The organism is Capnocytophaga endodontalis, assembly GCF_002209445.1.
In the GTDB taxonomy this organism is placed as follows: domain Bacteria; phylum Bacteroidota; class Bacteroidia; order Flavobacteriales; family Flavobacteriaceae; genus Capnocytophaga; species Capnocytophaga periodontitidis.
The window spans coordinates 147,271-165,688 of record NZ_CP022022.1; the positions used below are offsets into that span (position 1 = coordinate 147,271).

14 protein-coding genes are annotated in these 18,418 nt (G+C 40.2%); all 14 read left to right on the forward strand.

The features are described from left to right. The first annotated feature begins 158 nt into the window (after positions 1-158). The 14 genes from CBG49_RS00660 to CBG49_RS00725 all read left to right on the forward strand — a co-directional run bounded on the left by CBG49_RS00660 (position 159) and on the right by CBG49_RS00725 (position 18,313). Complete coding sequence (locus tag CBG49_RS00660) at positions 159-5,636, forward strand: alpha-2-macroglobulin family protein (protein ID WP_088592932.1); 5,478 nt, start codon at positions 159-161, stop codon at positions 5,634-5,636. A gap of 200 nt (positions 5,637-5,836) precedes the next feature. After that, on the forward strand, positions 5,837-6,046 hold the full coding sequence (locus CBG49_RS00665; RefSeq protein WP_088592933.1) for a hypothetical protein: 210 nt from the start codon (positions 5,837-5,839) through the stop codon (positions 6,044-6,046). 3 nt (positions 6,047-6,049) lie between these two features. Then, a complete protein-coding gene (locus CBG49_RS00670) occupies positions 6,050-6,352 on the forward strand; it encodes a virulence protein (RefSeq protein WP_088592934.1) in 303 nt (100 codons plus the stop codon). 22 nt (positions 6,353-6,374) lie between these two features. Beyond that, entirely contained in the window at positions 6,375-7,355 is a 981-nt protein-coding gene (locus tag CBG49_RS00675) for a hypothetical protein (RefSeq protein ID WP_088592935.1), read from the forward strand. A gap of 299 nt (positions 7,356-7,654) precedes the next feature. Next, positions 7,655-8,593 (forward strand): wall associated protein, encoded by a 939-nt coding sequence (locus CBG49_RS00680; protein ID WP_088592936.1) that lies wholly within the window; start codon positions 7,655-7,657, stop codon positions 8,591-8,593. A 268-nt stretch (positions 8,594-8,861) separates the two neighbouring features. Continuing rightward, positions 8,862-9,788 (forward strand): wall associated protein, encoded by a 927-nt coding sequence (locus tag CBG49_RS00685; protein ID WP_088592937.1) that lies wholly within the window; start codon positions 8,862-8,864, stop codon positions 9,786-9,788. 272 nt (positions 9,789-10,060) lie between these two features. Continuing rightward, positions 10,061-11,041, forward strand: coding sequence for a hypothetical protein (locus CBG49_RS00690; protein ID WP_088592938.1), 981 nt, complete (start codon positions 10,061-10,063; stop codon positions 11,039-11,041). A 246-nt stretch (positions 11,042-11,287) separates the two neighbouring features. Beyond that, entirely contained in the window at positions 11,288-12,229 is a 942-nt protein-coding gene (locus tag CBG49_RS00695; protein WP_088592939.1) for a wall associated protein, read from the forward strand. 360 nt (positions 12,230-12,589) lie between these two features. Beyond that, positions 12,590-12,994 carry a DoxX family protein gene (locus CBG49_RS00700; RefSeq protein WP_088592940.1) on the forward strand — a complete coding sequence of 135 codons (405 nt, stop codon included), beginning with the start codon at positions 12,590-12,592 and terminating at the stop codon, positions 12,992-12,994. A gap of 3 nt (positions 12,995-12,997) precedes the next feature. Beyond that, a complete protein-coding gene (gene hflX / locus CBG49_RS00705; protein ID WP_088592941.1) occupies positions 12,998-14,203 on the forward strand; it encodes a GTPase HflX in 1,206 nt (401 codons plus the stop codon). Further along, positions 14,184-14,885: a transporter gene (locus CBG49_RS00710; RefSeq protein ID WP_088592942.1), complete on the forward strand. Its 702-nt coding sequence runs from the start codon at positions 14,184-14,186 to the stop codon at positions 14,883-14,885. The genes hflX and CBG49_RS00710 overlap by 20 nt, the downstream gene beginning before the upstream one ends. 227 nt (positions 14,886-15,112) lie before the next feature. Next, positions 15,113-16,576 carry an NAD(P)H-hydrate dehydratase gene (locus CBG49_RS00715; RefSeq protein WP_088592943.1) on the forward strand — a complete coding sequence of 488 codons (1,464 nt, stop codon included), beginning with the start codon at positions 15,113-15,115 and terminating at the stop codon, positions 16,574-16,576. Between the two features lie 65 nt (positions 16,577-16,641). Next, positions 16,642-17,304, forward strand: coding sequence for a carbonic anhydrase (locus CBG49_RS00720; protein ID WP_088592944.1), 663 nt, complete (start codon positions 16,642-16,644; stop codon positions 17,302-17,304). An 85-nt stretch (positions 17,305-17,389) separates the two neighbouring features. Further along, on the forward strand, positions 17,390-18,313 hold the full coding sequence (locus CBG49_RS00725) for an SPFH domain-containing protein (protein ID WP_088592945.1): 924 nt from the start codon (positions 17,390-17,392) through the stop codon (positions 18,311-18,313). Positions 18,314-18,418 lie beyond the last annotated feature (105 nt).

The window sequence follows — 18,418 nt, forward strand, 5'->3', positions numbered from 1 at the left end:
TTGTTAATCATCATCAGATTTGCATTTTCAACTTTGGTAAAGTTTGAAGTGCAAAAGTACAAATAATTAACAAATTAGCAAATTAGCAGATTGGCAAATTTGTTAATTAACAAAATTATTACTATTTTTGTCGCTTGAAAATCAATTGTTATTGAACTATGAAAAAAATAGTCTTTGTACTCTTAGCATTATTATTAGCAGTTGCTTGTAAGAAAAACGCCAATTTCAACAGCGATCCGCTGGCTTTTAAAGATTATATTTCGGGGTATACCTCTGGGGTGATTTCTGCCCATTCAGGGATTAAAATACTACTGAATGAACCGCTATCTCAAGAAAAGATGGACAAGATAAACGACCTCCATCTGTTTGAAATTTCACCTAAAGTAGAAGGGAAAGTGGTGTGCCAAAGTCCGTCGCAAATCGCCTTTGTGCCCAATAAACCTTTATCTCAAAACACTGAATATCAGATTTCTTTCAATGTAAAGAAACTTTTTGATGTTCCTAAAAAAGAACTCGAACTCTTCAACTTTACTGTAAAGACTTTAGAACAGGCTTTTAGAGTAAAATCGGGCGACTTGCAGTCCTACAACAAAAATTTATACTTCCTCAATGCCGAGCTTTTGGCTAACGACCAAATTTCCTACGAAACCGTAAAAGATGTGCTCAAAGCCAACCTCAACGGCAAAAAAGTAGCCGTAAAATTCCAATCACAAGGCACTAACAACAAGTTTGTGATTATTTTTGATAGTATCCCGCGTATTGATAAAGAGCAAACACTTGAAATTAAATGGGATACTAAGGATGTTCCTCAGGAAAACCTCATTCCTTTCTCCTTTACTATTCCACAAAAAGGAATCTTCAAAGCGCTAAATGCCCGCACCGATGGCGCCAACCAATCGTTTAGTGTAAACTTTTCCGACCCATTAGAAAAAGAACAAGATTTTACAGGGCTCATCAGCCTTAGCAATACCGATACCGCACTGAAATACAGTGTAAATGGTAACGTGGTGAAAGTATTCCGCGAGGAACAAAAAGAAGGTGATTACAAGGTGCATGTTTCCAAAGGCATCAAGAATATCTATGGCGATCGCTTGGAAAAAGAAGCGACTTTTAATATCAAATTCTTACAACAAAAACCCGATATTCGCTTCCTCAAAAGCGGCACCATACTGCCGAGCTCGCAAAATTTGAAAATTAACTTTCAAACTATCAACTTGCGAGCGGTGAATGTTACTGTATACCGCATTTTTGAGAACAATATCTTTCAATTTTTGCAAGATAACGATTTAGGTGGAGGCTCCTATATACAGCGCGTGGGTAAGCCTATTGCACGTAAAGTATTAAAATTGAATGATGGAGCGCTCTATCCGCTCAATGAGTGGAACACCTATTCCTTAGATTTAGCATCGGTAATCACCCCCGAACCAGGAGCTATTTACCGCGTGGAATTAGGGATGACCAAAAACTATTCACTCTACGCTTGTGGTTCTAAAAACGAAGAACCTCTCGACCTTTCATTTGAAGAAAAACCTCTGAATGACGACGATGTGAACTACGCACAATATTACTACGATTACGACGAAGAATTCTACTGGGAAGAAGATGAGGATAGCCCTTGCAAAGACGATTATTACTACGGCAGAACAGTGGGCACCAATGTGCTCGCCAGCGATCTCGGGGTAATAGTGAAGAAAGGTCAAACCAATAGTTTTACCATCATAGTAAACGATTTGCTCACTACCAAACCCGTAGATGGAGCTGTAGTAGAGGTGTTTAGCTACCAACAACAGAAAATACAAGAAGGCAAAACCGATAGCAAGGGAATGTTGCGCTTAAACCTCAGCAGCCGCGCTTATTTTGCAAAAGTAAAAAAAGATAAGTTTACTACTTATGTGAAGTTAGACGACGGCGCTCCCCAATCGGTGAGCAAATACGATGTAGATGGTATGCGCTTGCAGAAAGGACTCAATGGCTTTATTTATACTGAGCGCGGCGTGTGGCGCCCTGGTGACAGCATTTATGTCGGTTTCATTTTAAACGATTTTGCTCAAAAAAATCCTGAAAAATTACCTATCAAACTCCGCTTTACCGACCCTTATGGCAAGGTGATTGCCGAACGTATGCAAACCAGTAACCCTACCAATCAATATGTTTTTGGATTGAAAACCAATGCCGATGCTCCTACAGGCAATTGGAGTGTTGCTATTTCGGCAGGAGCTGCCAAGTTTAGCAAACGCATCAAAATAGAAACTATCAAACCTAACCGCCTCAAGATAGAGAATAGCCTCAGCGGGAAACTCATCAGCGGTAATGGAGAGAATGTGCACTTGCAAGTATTGTGGTTACACGGTAGTCCTGCGGGCAATACGGGGGTAAATGTAAAAGCAAAATTCTACCCCTTAGAAACCGCTTTTAAAGGCTATGAAAAATACGTGTTCAACAACCGTGCTTACCAGTTTGAGAGCGAAGAAATGAACGTGTATGAAGGACAAACCGATAGCAATGGTAATGCTAATTTCTACTTCAGAACGAACGACTTAGAAGCTCCTGGTATGCTAAAGGTGAACTTCCTCACCCAAGCTAACGAAAGCGGTGGTGACTTCAGCACCGATGTGAGTACCGCCTCTTTCTCTCCTTATAGTGAGTATGTGGGTTTGCGTTTGCCCGAAACTAACAAATACGACTACTACAACACCCAGCAAAACCATACTTTCGATGCTGTAGTGCTCAGTGAAAACGGACAGCCGCTGGGCAACAGAACCGTAGCAGTTACTGTTTATAAAGTAGGTTGGAACTGGTGGTGGGACGCTTCTAACCAAAACATCTCTACCTACAACAGCAGCAGCAGTAATGCTATTTACAAAACCGACTATCTCACCACCGATAACAACGGTAAAGGGCGATTTACCCTCAATATCCCTGATGCCGACTGGGGTCGCTATTTTATTATGCTCAGCGATAACCAAAGCGGTCATAAGTGCGGTACTACTGTTTATTTTGATTGGGGTGACTGGACTGGCAAATCACGTGGCAGTGAAGGTAGTGAAGCGGTGATGCTCGCCTTAGGTACTAACAAAAAAGAATACAATGTAGGCGAAAAAGCCAAAATCACTTTCCCTTCCGATAAAGGCGGACGTGCGCTTATTTCGGTAGAAAATGGCAACGATGTACTCGAAACTTATTGGGTAGAAACTGCTAACAAAGAGACTACTTTTGAGGTGCCTATCACCAATAAGATGTCGCCTAACGTGTATTTCTACGTTACCCTCTTGCAGCCGCACAACAAAACGCTCAACGATGCGCCTATTCGCTTGTACGGAGTTGTTCCCGTGAAAGTAGTAGATAAAAACACAGTGCTCAACCCTGTAATCCAAATGCCCGACCGATTGACTCCTAACCAAAAAGTAAGCATCAAGGTAAGTGAGAAATCGGGTAAACCGATGACCTATACCGTGGCAATTGTGGAGGACGGGCTGTTGAATCTCACCCGCTTTAAAACACCAAACCCTTGGAATACTTTCTTTAGCAAAACAGCTTTAGGAGTAAAAACTTGGGATGTGTACGACGATGTGATTGGCGCTTATGGCGGAACTATCAATCAGGCGTTTAGCATAGGAGGTGACGAGGATTTAGGCGGTGCCGATGCTCAAAAAGCAAACCGCTTCAAACCTTTTGTTATCTTCCGCGGTCCGTTTGAACTCAAGAAAGGGGCTACTAATGCTCATACCGTGAAAATTCCTAATTATATGGGCTCTGCTCGTGTGATGGTGGTCGCCAGTGATGTAGCCACCAATGCTTTTGGTAGTGCCGAGAAAAAGGATATACCTGTGGTAAGTCCGCTATCAATTTTAGGTTCCTTGCCGCGCAAAGCCGTGCCTAACGAGAAAATCGTGTTGCCAGTAACCGTTTTTGCTATGGAAAAACAAGTGAAGAACGTGTCTCTCCAAGTAGAAACTAATGGCTTGTTTAAAGTGGTGGGCACACATAATCAGCAGTTACATTTTGATAGCACTGGTGAGAAAATGGCTTATTTTGAGCTCGAAACCACCGCTCAGACAGGTATTGCCAAAGTGAAAATCACCGCTACTTCGGGTAAAGAAAAATCTACTTATGAGGTAGAAATGGATGTGTACAACCCTAACCCTGTTACTTATGTAGTACAAAACGCTGTATTGCAAGGCGGACAGTCACACAACCTCAATATCAATCTCTTTGGCGAAAAAGCCAAAACAGTGTTGGAAGTTTCCAGCTTCCCAGGGGTAAACCTCACCCAGCGTTTGGGTTATCTTATCAGCTATCCACACGGCTGTGGCGAACAAATTACTTCGGGGGCATTCCCTCAATTATTCCTCAGTGACTTTGTAACCCTTTCTAAAGAAAAAGCCGACGAGGTGAACCGCAATGTGAGTGCAGCCATCAGCAAATTGCACGAGAACCAACTCTCCAACGGTGGTTTTACCTATTGGAAAGGAGATCGTTACGCCGATGATTGGGTAACTTCGTATATAGGTCAGTTTTTTGTAGAAGCCGAGAAAAAAGGCTATGTGTTGCCATCGGGTAGCAAACAGAGCTGGCTCAACTATCAGAATAGTGAAGCACGCCAATGGCGTTATGAGGGTAAATACCAAAACGATTTTGCCCAAGCCTATCGCCTCTATACTTTGGCACTCGCCGGAAATCCTAACATAGGCGCTATGAACCGCTTGCGTGAACTCAACGAGCTCACCCCTAATGCTAAACGCACTTTGGCAGCTGCCTACGCCCTTGCCGGACAAAAACAAACTGCCGAAAAATTGTTCCAAACCACCGCTATCGACGATGATGCCAATAGTTATTACGGTTCTGTACTCCGCAACAAGGCAATGGCAATGGAAACCGCTTTGCTCATTGGCAGAAAAGAAGATGCAGGACGATGGGCATTAGAGATAGCCGAAAAACTCTCTACTAACGATTGGCTTAGCACCCAAACCACTGCTTATGCGCTCTACGCAATGGCAAAATATGTAGCTGTGAATAAGAGCGGCAGGAGCATCAATGCCAGCTATACCCTCAGTGGTAAAACCGAAAATCTAAAAGCTACCGAGCCTATGCTACAGAAAACCCTTGCTGCTAAAGGCAATGAGAGCTTACAAGTGAAGAACAATGGCAACCAAACCCTCTATGTACGCCTCATCACAAGTGGCGTATTGCCAGTCGGCAAAGAACTCGCTATGCAAAACGGTCTTTCGCTTAGCACTACTTACCGCGATAGCAACGGACACACGCTTGATGTAACCAATTTGCGCCAAAGCACTCAGTTTGTAGCCACAATCGAGATTACCAACCTCACTGGTGAGGCGGTAGAGAATGTAGCGCTCACTCAAATCATCCCTTCAGGTTGGGAAATTGTAAATACCCGCTTTACCGATTACGATGAAGGCAGCAGCAATAGCAATATAGACTACGCTGATTTCCGCGACGACCGCGCGAATTTCTATTTGTCGCTCAAAGCTAAGCAGACCAAGTATATCAAGCTCAAACTCAACGCCTCGTATGCGGGCAAGTACTATCTGCCTGGCACTTATGCTGAGGCAATGTACAGCAACCGCTACAACACCCGCACCAATGGTAAATGGGTAGAGGTAATGAGAAAATAAGGAGCGAGCCGCACAGGCAAAAAACTTTGACATATTCTATAAATCTGATAATCAATCACTTTTAATCATTTTGTAGGGGCGTTTGCTAAACGCTCCTACAAAATGAAACTTTTAGGACAGCTTTTTTTAATTGCCCGTCGTGCTACGACTTCGTAATTTTTTACTATCTTTGCCCCCATAATTATAAATCTTATAGCATTATGAAGAAAGAAACCTCTCAATCCCCTTATAAAGTAGGTGATATATTAGAAGTATCGCCTTATTTAACAATGTTAGATGACTGGATTATAGGGAAAGTTATTAAGATATTTAAAAATCCTTTCATCGGAGACGAAATAGCTATTGAAGATGATAAAGGTCGTATTTTCTTTGGTGTTAAAGATTATTTCAAACCTCATAAAATTCAATAGATTATGTATGCTTTAGCTTTTGATATGAGTATTTCTGATTTAGAAAAATACTATGGAAAACCTTATAATAATGCCTATTTTGAAATAGCTACTATTCTTTACAAATATGGTTTTTATAGAATACAAGGAAGTACTTATGTTACAGAAGATAGAAATATAGGCAATCTAATGTTAGCTGTTGATGCCCTTGCTTATACAGAATGGTTTGCAAAGTCAGTAAGGGATATTAGAGCTTTCAAGATTGAAGATTGGAGTGATTTGACCGAAACTGTTAAAATCAAAGCGTCCTTATACAAAAAACGATAATATTTTAAATACTTATAGCATTATGAAGCATTTTTTAGTAAGCCTTTTGGCAATTGCAGCTTTAGCCGCTTGTAGCAAAAACGATGATGACAACAACAATAACGGTGGTGGCAATGGCAATGGTGGTACTACCTCAACTACTGTTACAAGCACCACACAAACCCCTACAATGAAAGTTGAGCGAATGATTTTCTTTGAGCCAGACGGAAAACACACCTATGAAGTTATAGCTCACTATGAAAATGGAAAAATAACCTCTTTCTCTGAGAGAGAACTCATTGACGGAGTACAAACTGGAACTACTCAAATCACTACTATTAAATATGATGCTCAAGGGCGTATTCAAGAAAGAAAAGAAGCTCAAGAAGACGGCTCTATCGACAGAGAGAACAAAACAGAAACTTTCTTCTATGACGGCAGTGGTAATTTAGAGCGAAAAGAAATTACCTACCCTATGAAACTTAATGGGAATGGGACTATAGAGTACAAATACGAGAATGGTAAACTAAAACAATTTACCTATAAAGGAAGTTTAAATAATGGGGAAAAACGTTATGAAACTCATACTTTCAATTACACTAATGCAAACATTACTGTGAATATCAAAGAGTATTATGTGAATGCACAAGAAGCCGTAATAACCAGCACTATAAAAAATTCTAAAATCATCTATATTCTTTCTAATGGTAATGTTATAACAAAAGAAGAAACTCATCCTCAAGGAAGTACTACTATAACCAATTTTAAACACGACAATGCTAAGACTCTTCATTCTTTGAATACTTTAACGCTCGAACCAGAAACTTATGATGAAAGCGACTTTTGCAAAAATAATATTACATTTAAGGAGGTTATAAGCACATATTCACATAATGGACAAACCAATACTCACAAAACTACTTATCGTTATGAGTATGAATATACTCCAGAGGGTTATCCTAAAACTATAAAGGAATATAATAGTGAAGGTAAGCTAGAAGAAATTAAAGAATACGAATATTAATCCCCTTTCACTCCATACAAAACTGCCCCAGCAATGCGGGCAGTTTTTTATCTCTACATTTTACCAAAGGTGCGAGGTGCGAGCCGCACGGGCGGTTATGGGGTGCGAGTCGCACAGGCAAGAAAATTTGACAAATCCTATAAACTTGATAATCAATTACTTTTAATCATTTTGTAGGGGCATTTTGCAAACGCCCCCTCAATATAGAATTTTTGGAACAGTTTTTTTAATTGCCCGTCGTGCTACGACTTCGTAATTTTTTACTATCTTTGCCCCAAAATTTAAATACTTATAGCATTATGAAGAAAATTTTATTCAGCCTTTTGGCAGTGGCTACACTTATAGGATGTGGCAAAAACGACGACAATGGCAGTGATTCAGCAAACTATCTGGTTAAGAAAATTACTACCAAGGACGAGGATGGAAACCTCGAAGAGGTAATGACACTTACTTATCAGGGAGGACGTCCTGTGTCATTTTCTGAAGCTAATTACGAGAATGGTGTGCAGACAGGTACTACCCAAGTTACTACTCTCTACTACGAAGGGAGATTTATCAAACAGGCTAAAAGAGTAAATGCAGGAAGAGATAACTATGTGCAGAACTTTACGTATGAAAATGGAAAGGTAGCTACTAAAACAGAGAAGTATGAAAGGAATAACTATACTACTACGTATCAGTATTCTTATGCAGGGGATCAGCTTACCAATGTATTGAAAAGCCGTCCTACCATTATTTATGTAAATGGAAATGTCCAAAGTGGTACTTATTATGAAGAAAGACAATTTACCTACAGAGGTAATACAGTAATTGAAGTAACAACTCGATATGAAAAAGACCTTAATGGTGCAGTGGTAACTGATACTTCTTATTCTTATGGCACTGATACTACAACTTATACTCTTTCTGGTGGAAATGTTGTGAAGGAAGTAGAAGAAAATTCTTATTCTAACTCTGTAGAAGAATACACTTATGATACTAAGCCTAATCCATTACACTATATGGGTGATTTAGTAGAACCAAACCCTACACGTTTTCTTGACGTTCTTAATGGGAAGAACAATATCTTAACCTATAAGAATACTTATGAGCATAAAACAGTTGGCACAAAAGACGAAACACTTATCTCCTTTGAGTACACTTATAATGCTGATGGTTATCCAACCGTAATAAAGCAGTATAAGAAAGAAGGAAACGGCACAAGAGAGTTTCGAGGTACTAAAGAATACGAATATTAATCCCCTTCCCTCTCCATACAAAACTGCCCCATCCCCGTGGGCAGTTTTTTTATCTCTACACTTTGCCAAAGGTACGAGCCGCACAGACAAAAAACTTTAACATATTCTATAAATCTGATAATCAATCACTTTTAATCATTTTGTAGAGGCGTTTTGCAAACGCCCCCTCAATATAGAATTTTTGGAATAGTTTTTTTAATTGCCCATCGTGCTACGACTTCGTAATTTTTTACTATCTTTGCCCCAAAATTTAAATACTTATAGCATTATGAAGAAAATTTTATTCAGCCTTTTGGCAGTGGCTACACTTATAGGATGTGGCAAAAACGACGACAATGGCAGTGATTCAGCAAACCTTCTGGTTAAGAAAATTACTGAAAAAGACGAGGATGGAAACCTCAAAGAGGTAATAACACTTACTTATCAGGGAGGACGCCCTGTGTCATTTTCTGAAGCTAATTACGAGAATGGTGTGCAGACAGGTACTACTGTTATTACCAATATCAGTTATGAAGGAAATTTCGTTAAACGGATAAAAGTAGAAAATGCAGGAAGAGATAACTATGTGCAAAACTTCACGTATAAAGATGGAAAGATTGTTACTAAAACAGAAAAGTATGAAAGTGACTACCGTACTTACACATATCAGTATTCTTATACAGGTAATCAACTTAAAAGTGTTTTGCGAAGCCACCCTATTACTATTTATGTGAATGGAGGTACCCAAAGTGGTACTTATTATAGAGAAAAACAATTTACCTATAGTGGCAATACGGTAATTGTAGTAACAACCCAATATGAAAAAGACCTCAATGGTGCAGTAGTGACTAATACTTCTTATTCTTATGGCACTGATACTACAACTTATACTCTTTCTGACGGAAATGTAATGAAAGTGGTAGAATCAGATCCTAATTCTATAAATGAATACACTTATGATACTAAGCGCAATCCATTACACTATATAACTAACTTTGTAGATTCTGACCCTACAAGTTTTCTTGACGCTGATAGTGGAAAGCACAATATCTTAACCTATAAAAATACTCACGAGCATAATGGCACAAAAGACGAAACTCTTAGCACCTTTGAGTACACTTATAATGCTAATGGTTACCCAACCGTAGTAAAACAATATAAGGAAAAAGGAAATGGTGCAAGAGAGTTTCAAGGCACTAAAGAATACGAATATTAATCCCCTTTTCCACTCCATACAAAACTGCCCCATCTCCGCGGGCAGTTTTTTTATCCCTATACTTTGCCAAAAGAGCGAGCCGTACAGGTAAGAAACTTTGAAATATTCTATAAACTTGATAATCAATTACTTTTAGAGTATGTTATGTAGGGGCGTTTTGCAAACGCCCCCTCAATATAGAATTTTTGGAACAGTTTTTTTAATTGCCCGTCGTGCTACGACTTCGTAATTTTTTACTATTTTTGCCCCAAAATTTAAACTCTTATAGCATTATGAAGAAATTTTTATTCAGCCTTTTGGTAATTGCTACTTTAGCAGCTTGTAGCAAAAACGATGATGACAACAACAATAACGGTGGTGGCAATGGCAATGGAGGTACTACCTCAACTACTGTAACAAGCACCACACAAACCCCTACAATGAAAGTTGAGCGAATGATTTCCTTTGAGCAAGATGGAAAACACACCTATGAAGTTATAGCTCACTATGAAAATGGAAAAATAACCTCTTTCTCTGAGAGAGAACTCATTAACGGAGTACAAACTGGCACTACCCAAATCACTACTCTTAAATATGATGCTCAAGGGCGTATTCAAGAAAGAAAAGAAGCTCAAGAAGACGGCTCTATTGACAGAGAGAACAAAACAGAAACTTTCTTCTATGACGGCAGTGGTAATTTAGAGCGAAAAGAAATTACCTACCCTATGAAACTTAATGGGAATGGGACTATAGAGTACAAATACGAGAATGGTAAACTAAAACAATTTACCTATAAAGGAAGTTTAAATAGTGGACAAAAACGTTATGAAACTCATACTTTCAATTACACTAATGCAAACATTACTGTGAATATCAAAGAGTATTATGTGAATGCACAAGAAGCCGTAATAACCAGCACTATAAAAAATTCTAAAGTCATCTATATTCTTTCTAATGGTAATGTTATAACAAAAGAAGAAACTCATCCTCAAGGAAGTACTACTATAACCAATTTTAAACACGACAATGCTAAGACTCTTCATTCTTTGAATACTTTAACGCTCGAACCAGAAACTTATGATGAAAGCGACTTTTGCAAAAATAATATTATCTCTAAGGAAAGAACCTATACATATTCATATAATGGACAAACCAACACTCACAAAACTACTTATCGTTATGAATATGAATATACTCCAGAGGGTTATCCTAAAACTATAAAGGAATATAATAGTGAAGGTAAGCTAGAAGAAATTAAAGAATACGAATATTAATCTCCTTTTCCACTCCATACAAAAGAGGCTGTCCGAAAAGTCTAAAAATCGCTTTTGCATCATAAACTTTGTCAAAGTCCCAAAACTTTGACAAAGTCTATAAACCTGATAATCAATTACTTTTAAAGTATATTATGTAGGGGCGTTTTGCAAACGCCCTCTCAAACACCCTCTTTTCGTCATTCGTAACTCGTAATTCGTAATTTTTTACTATTTTTGCCGCAAAATTTAAACTCTTATAGCATTATGAAGAAATTTTTATTCAGCCTTTTGGCAGTGGCTACACTTATAGGATGTGGCAAAAACGACGACAATGGCAGTGATTCAGCAAACCATCTGGTTAAGAAAATTACAGCAAAAAACAAAAATGGAAATCTTGAAGAGGTGATAACCTTTACTTTTCAAGGAGGACGACCTATTTCACAACATTCCTCTTATTACAAAGATGGCGTACAAACAGGTACTACTCAAGTTACTACTATTCACTACGAAGGTAATTTAGTAAAAAAAGTAAAAACAGAAAATGCTGGAAGGGAAAACTTCGAGGAAAACAACTACTTTTATGAAAATGGAGAGCTTTCTCGTTCAACTGAAAAACGAGAAAGAAATGACTATACTACCACGTATGAGTATTCTTACACAAATAATCAGGTTACTACTGTATTAAAAAGCTATCCTACCACTATTTATCTTAAAAGTGGTGGCACCCAAAGTGGCACACGTTATACCGAGAGACAATTCACCCACAATGGCAATACAGTAATTGAAGTAAAAACTGGATATGAAAAAGACCTTAATGGTGTGGTAGTAACTAACACTGTTTCTTCTAACGGTACTCAAACTATAACTTATACCCTTTCTGGAGGTAATGTAGTGAAAAAAGTAGAAGAAACTGAATATTCTACCACTACAAGAGATTATACTTATGACACCAAGCACAACCCTCGTTATGAGATGATCGGAATATTCAATCCTGACCCTACAAAAACTCTTGAAGCCTATAATGGAAAAAACAATGTTATAAAAGAAAAATATAACTATACAGAGAAATCAGGCAGCAGAAAAATTGTTTTTATTCGCACTAGTGAGCACACTTATAATGCTGATGGCTACCCAACGATAGTAAAACTGTATACAGAAGAAAACGGCGTAAGAGAATTTAATAGCACTATCGAATACGAATATTAATCCCCTTATAACCTCATACAAAACTGCCCACATTATTAGGGCAGTTTTTTTATCTCTACATTTTATCAAAGGTGCGAGCCGCACAGGCAAGAAAATTTGGCAAAGTTGATTACCCTGATAATCAACCACTTTTAGAGTACGTTGTGTAGGAAAGCCAGTGATAGCTGGGTATGTGCTGCAAACGCCCCCTCAAAATGAAACTTTTAGGACACCCTCTTTTAATTGCCCGTCGTGCTACAACTTCGTCATTCGTAACTCGTCATTCGTCGCTATACTTTATCTACGACTTCGTCATTCGTAATTCGTAATTTGTAATTTTTTACTATTTTTGCCCCATAAACTTAAAAATACCTCCATTTTATGAAAAACAGAGATTTAGGACTACTCGTTCTCCGCCTTACTGTAGGCTTATTAATGATTCCTCACGGCATCAACAAACTATTGCACCCCGATGCCTTTGCTTTTGTTCAAAGCACTTTAGAAGCTAAAGGTCTTCCCTCTTTTATAGCCTATGGCGTATTCGTAGGCGAAATTGTGGCGCCCCTGCTCATTGTTTTGGGATTCCGTTCGCGTTTAGGAGCTCTTGTGATGTTCCTCAACGGACTGGCTACACTCTATTTAGCCTATTCTGATTCACTTACCGCCCTTAACCCTCACGGTGGTTGGGTTCCCGAATTGCCCGCCTTATTCTTCTTAGGTGCCTTAGCTTTACTCTTTACTGGAGGGGGCAAATACGCTCTTTCTACTCGCAATAAATGGGATTAACAAATGTTAGAACAAATCAATCTTACTTACGAGAAAGTTGTACTCGTAGGGATTATCAATCAATTACAAACAGAAGAAAAATCTAAAGAATACCTCGACGAACTCGAATTTCTTACCTATACCGCTGGAGGTGAAGTGCTCAAACGCTTCACCCAAAAATTAGACGTGCCCAACCCTAAAACCTTCATCGGCACCGGTAAAATGGAAGAAGTACAGCAATTTGTTGAAGAAAATGAGGTAGGAACTGTCATCTTCGACGATGAGCTTACACCTGCCCAACAGAAAAACATCGAGCGCATTCTCAAAGCTAAAATATTAGACCGTACAGGGCTTATTCTCGATATCTTTGCCCAGCGCGCCCAAACCAGCTACTCACGCACTCAGGTGGAACTCGCTCAGTATGAATACCTTTTGCCACGCCTTACGGGACTATGGACGCACCTCGAACGTCAGCGTGGCGGTATTGGGATGCGTGGCCCTGGTGAAACCGAAATCGAAACCGACCGCCGTATTGTGCGCGACCGTATAGCTTTGCTCAAAAAGAAACTCTCCGCCATCGATAAACAAATGGCTACCCAGCGCAGCAACCGCGGGGCATTAGTGCGTGTAGCACTCATCGGTTATACCAATGTGGGCAAATCTACCCTAATGAATGTTATTAGCAAAAGCGAAGTCTTTGCCGAAAACAAACTCTTTGCCACGTTGGACACTACTGTGCGCAAGGTCGTGATTGAAAACCTACCTTTCTTGCTCAGCGATACCGTAGGGTTCATTCGCAAACTCCCTACCCAGCTTATCGAATCGTTCAAAAGTACCCTCGACGAGGTACGTGAAGCCGATTTGCTCTTGCACGTAGTAGATATTTCGCACCCTAATTTTGAGGAACATATCCAATCAGTAAATCAAATATTAGCCGAAATTCACAGCGCCGATAAACCCACCATTATGGTATTCAACAAGATTGATGCGTATACTAATGAAGAAATTGCCGAAGACGATTTGGCTACCGAACGCACTAAAAAACACTTCACCCTTGAAGAATGGAAACAAACTTGGATGCAGCGAATGGGGCGTGATGTTCTGTTTATTTCGGCACTCAATAAAAACAATCTCGAAGAATTCCGTGAGGTAGTGTACGAAAAAGTGAAGGAGATACACATCACCCGCTTCCCTTTTAATAATTTCCTATATGAGAAAATTGAAGAATAACCTTTTTTTACTCCTTTTGTGCTTGTGCTGCAGTTCTTTGGCTATTGCTCAAAACGATGAAAACATCAATACCGATCGCCCCGACCAAAGTGAAGGAGTGTACACACTACCCAAAGGTCAGTTTCAAATAGAAAATGGATATGTTTTCAGCAAAGAAGATAGCAGTGCGAATCTAATGTTGCGCTACGGACTTATCACTAACACCGAAATCCGCTTAGAAGGCGATTTCGACCTCCGTACTCCCGATTTTAGCAGTACTACCTTCAGCGTAAAACAGCGTTTATACGAATCCGAGCTGCGTTTTATCCCCTCTGTAGGGCTCATCGGCTATGGGCAATACAGCAAAACAGATGCTAAAGCCTATACTTTCGATGCTTGTTTAGCGTTCGAGAGTTCGCTCACCGATGCACTTTCATTAGCTTATAGCGCTCGTAGTTCTGGGCAATTTGAAAATTTGGATGTTACTGCCCAGATCAATTATGCTCCCAACAATAAGCTATGGGGCTTTGTTGAGTATTACGCCTCTTATAATGGCACACGTGCTCCTGAGCATAATATCAATGCAGGTTTTGCCTATCTCCTCACCCCTACTCTACAGTTAGACATCAGTAGCGGACGTACATTATGGCAAGACGAACCACAATATTTCATAGGAGTAGGTTTTGGACTTTTAATTAGATAAAATCTGAGAGTATTCTCCACTGGAGATTACAAAAAAAATCTCAAAATCACCTTTGCACCGCAAACTTTGTCAAAGTCCTTAGACTTTGACAAAGACAACTAATTGATTATTAAATTTTTACTTACAACCAACTCACATTAATTATTAATTACCGGAGAAATTCTGATACTTCAGAGTCTTTCCTCTCAACAAAAAAACCGACAATAAAAACACCTCTTACCTAAAAAATGAAAATCCTTAGCTCTCAACAACTACGTGATGCCGATGCCCAAACCCTCACTGCCCAAAATATCTCCTCTTGGCAACTGATGGAACGCGCCGCTACAAAACTTTTCGATTGGATAAAACAACACTGCTCTAAAAAGGAAACTTTTACCATATTAGCCGGCACAGGTAACAACGGTGGCGACGGACTTGCCTTAGCGCGTATGCTCTCTGCCGATGGTTGGCACGTAACTACTTATTTATTGCGCTTTAGCGATCACCTCTCCCCCGATTGCCAGCAGAACAAAACCCTCTTAGAACAACAAGGTATTACCATAACCGAAATACAAGCCGAACAAGCCTCTCAAATCTGCTTTGAAAAGGTGGTTATCGATGCTGTTTTTGGCATTGGGCTCTCCCGCCCAGCCCCTATTTGGCTGCAACAGCTATTCCAAAAACTCAACGATTCCAATAGCCATATCATAAGTGTAGATATGCCCTCAGGGCTCCCTACCGACCGCATTCCTTCACACGAGGAAATTTGGGTACACCCTCACCAGCTGCTCACCTTCCAAACCCCTAAACTCCCCTTCTTGCTACCTTCCACAGGAAAGTATATCCCTCATTGGGAAGTGCTTGATATAGGTTTAGATACCCACTTCCTAAACACCCTGCAACCTGATTACTACTACCTCGAACCCGATATACTGCAATTGCAACACCAACGTACAAAATTCTCACACAAAGGCACTTATGGTCACGCGTTGCTTATAGGTGGTAGTTATGGCAAGATGGGCGCAGTAGTGCTCAGTGGTACAGCTGCATTGCGCACAGGCGTAGGGCTACTCACTGTAGCTATTCCCGAATGTGGCTATACAGTGTTACAAACTGCCTTACCCGAGGCAATGGTGCTCACCTGCGACGAGGCTAAGCATTACAGGGCTATGGAAATTCCTTTTGCTCCCTCGGCTATAGGTGTAGGCGTGGGTTGGGGCACTCACCCCGATACGGCTAACGCGCTGTTTAGTCTGTTGCAACAATACCCCGATACGCCTTTTGTCCTCGATGCCGATGCGCTGAACATTCTCTCTCAACACCCCGAAAAAGTAGCTTTGTTGCCCAAAAATACAATCCTCACTCCCCATCCTAAAGAGTTAGAACGCCTGATAGGCAAATGGGACGACGACTTGCACAAACTTGCCAAAGCTAAAGATTTTGCCAAAGAGCACAAAGTACTCCTCCTTATCAAAGGAGCTTACACAATGATTACCAATGGCGAGCATTATTGGGTGAATAGCACCGGCAATGCCGGAATGGCAACAGCAGGCAGTGGCGATGTGCTCACCGGTATGCTCACCAGCTTGCTCGCTCAGGGCTATAGTGCTATAAAAGCCGCCTGTTTAGGAGTATACCTCCACGGTCTACGGGGAGATGAAGCCGCTAAAAAAGAAGGAATGTCACGCCTCATCGCAAGAGATTTATGCTAAATTTCTCATTGCCAAATTAACTAATTAACAAATTATTCTTACCTTTACAACCTGTCACCTAATTTATGCCTACATACAAAAAAATATTCGAAAACAATCGTGAATGGGTAAAACGCCGCAAAGAAGGCGACCCCCATTTCTTTGAAAAACTCGCTGAAGACCAAACACCCGATTATCTCTACATCGGTTGCTCCGATAGCCGTGTAGCCACCGAAGAACTAATGGGTGTCGGCCCTGGCAAAGTGTTCGTACACCGCAATATCGCCAATGTGGTAAACACCCTCGATATGAGCTCTACTGCTGTCATTCAATACGCTGTAGAACACCTGCAAGTAAAACATATCGTCGTGTGTGGACACTACGATTGCGGAGGCGTAAAAGCGGCTATGCAAGCCAAGGACTACGGCCTGCTAAACCCTTGGTTGCGAACCATCCGCGATGTATATCGCTTACATCACGCTGAACTCGATGCCATTACCGATATCGACCAGCGTTACCGCCGATTGGTAGAACTCAACGTCGAAGAACAATGCTTCAACGTAACCAAAATGGCTGTCGTACAGGAAAGTTACCTAAAAAACAAATTCCCTGCTGTGCACGGTTGGGTGTTTGATATAAAATCGGGTAATCTCATAGACCTCAATCTCGATTTTGAGGAGTTCCTCTACAAAATCCAAAAGATATACGACCTTACAGGTGAAGAATGGTACACTTCAATTAAAAAATAACAAATTTGCTAATCTACTAATTTGCTAATTTGCTAATTAATTCGTATCTTTGTGCCGTATAACAACCTAAAATATTTTATTTATTATGCCTTACTTTTTTTACATTATCATCTTTTTTGCATTAGTATTTTTGCTCTCTACTTTCTTTACAGTGCGCCAACAAACCGCCGTATCAATAGAGCGTTTCGGTAAATTTGAAAGCATTCGCCATTCGGGTTTACAAATGAAAATACCTATCATCGATAAAGTAGCGGCACGCATCAGCCTTAAAATCCAGCAGCTTGATGTGATTGTAGAAACCAAAACTTTAGACGATGTATTCGTAAAAATCAAAGTGTCGGTACAATTTGTCGTTATCAAAGAAAAGGTGTACGATGCCATCTACAAACTCGAATACCCTCACGACCAGATTACCAGCTATGTGTTCGATGTAGTTCGTGCCGAAGTACCTAAAATGAAATTAGACGATGTATTCGTTAAGAAAGACGATATCGCTATCGCTGTAAAACGCGAAGTTCAAGAGTCTATGGAAACTTACGGTTACGACATCATCAAAACCTTGGTTACCGATATCGACCCCGATGCCCAAGTAAAAGCAGCGATGAACCGCATCAACGCCGCCGAACGTGAAAAAGTAGCCGCTCAATACGAAGGTGATGCTCAACGTATCCTCATCGTCGAAAAAGCTAAAGCTGAAGCCGAAAGCAAACGCCTCCAAGGTCAAGGTATCGCCGACCAGCGCCGCGAAATAGCACGCGGATTGGTAGAAAGCGTTGATGTACTCCAAAAAGTAGGGGTTAGCTCACAAGAAGCCTCTGCACTTATTGTTGTTACACAACATTATGACACACTACAAGCTGTCGGTCAGCAAACCAAAAGCAACCTCATTTTGTTGCCTAACTCTCCCGAAGCAGGTAACGAAATGCTTAACAATATGATTACGTCTTTCACCGCTTCAGCTCAAGTTGTAGAAAACTTGAAAAAGAAAAGTGAACAAGCAAAAAGTTAATAAGTTTTTCTCTTAAAAAAAGGCTGCCTAAAAAGTTTAAATTAAACTTTTAAGGACAGCCTTTCCTTTTTAGATTGTTGTTTCTTTTAATTGCAAAACACATCT

Coding starts and splice junctions, on each gene's coding strand:
- CBG49_RS00660 (WP_088592932.1), top strand. CDS start 159: ATGAAAAAAATAGTCTTTGTACTCTTAGCATTATTATTAGCAGTTGCT.
- CBG49_RS00665 (WP_088592933.1), top strand. CDS start 5,837: ATGAAGAAAGAAACCTCTCAATCCCCTTATAAAGTAGGTGATATATTA.
- CBG49_RS00670 (WP_088592934.1), top strand. CDS start 6,050: ATGTATGCTTTAGCTTTTGATATGAGTATTTCTGATTTAGAAAAATAC.
- CBG49_RS00675 (WP_088592935.1), top strand. CDS start 6,375: ATGAAGCATTTTTTAGTAAGCCTTTTGGCAATTGCAGCTTTAGCCGCT.
- CBG49_RS00680 (WP_088592936.1), top strand. CDS start 7,655: ATGAAGAAAATTTTATTCAGCCTTTTGGCAGTGGCTACACTTATAGGA.
- CBG49_RS00685 (WP_088592937.1), top strand. CDS start 8,862: ATGAAGAAAATTTTATTCAGCCTTTTGGCAGTGGCTACACTTATAGGA.
- CBG49_RS00690 (WP_088592938.1), top strand. CDS start 10,061: ATGAAGAAATTTTTATTCAGCCTTTTGGTAATTGCTACTTTAGCAGCT.
- CBG49_RS00695 (WP_088592939.1), top strand. CDS start 11,288: ATGAAGAAATTTTTATTCAGCCTTTTGGCAGTGGCTACACTTATAGGA.
- CBG49_RS00700 (WP_088592940.1), top strand. CDS start 12,590: ATGAAAAACAGAGATTTAGGACTACTCGTTCTCCGCCTTACTGTAGGC.
- hflX (WP_088592941.1), top strand. CDS start 12,998: ATGTTAGAACAAATCAATCTTACTTACGAGAAAGTTGTACTCGTAGGG.
- CBG49_RS00710 (WP_088592942.1), top strand. CDS start 14,184: ATGAGAAAATTGAAGAATAACCTTTTTTTACTCCTTTTGTGCTTGTGC.
- CBG49_RS00715 (WP_088592943.1), top strand. CDS start 15,113: ATGAAAATCCTTAGCTCTCAACAACTACGTGATGCCGATGCCCAAACC.
- CBG49_RS00720 (WP_088592944.1), top strand. CDS start 16,642: ATGCCTACATACAAAAAAATATTCGAAAACAATCGTGAATGGGTAAAA.
- CBG49_RS00725 (WP_088592945.1), top strand. CDS start 17,390: ATGCCTTACTTTTTTTACATTATCATCTTTTTTGCATTAGTATTTTTG.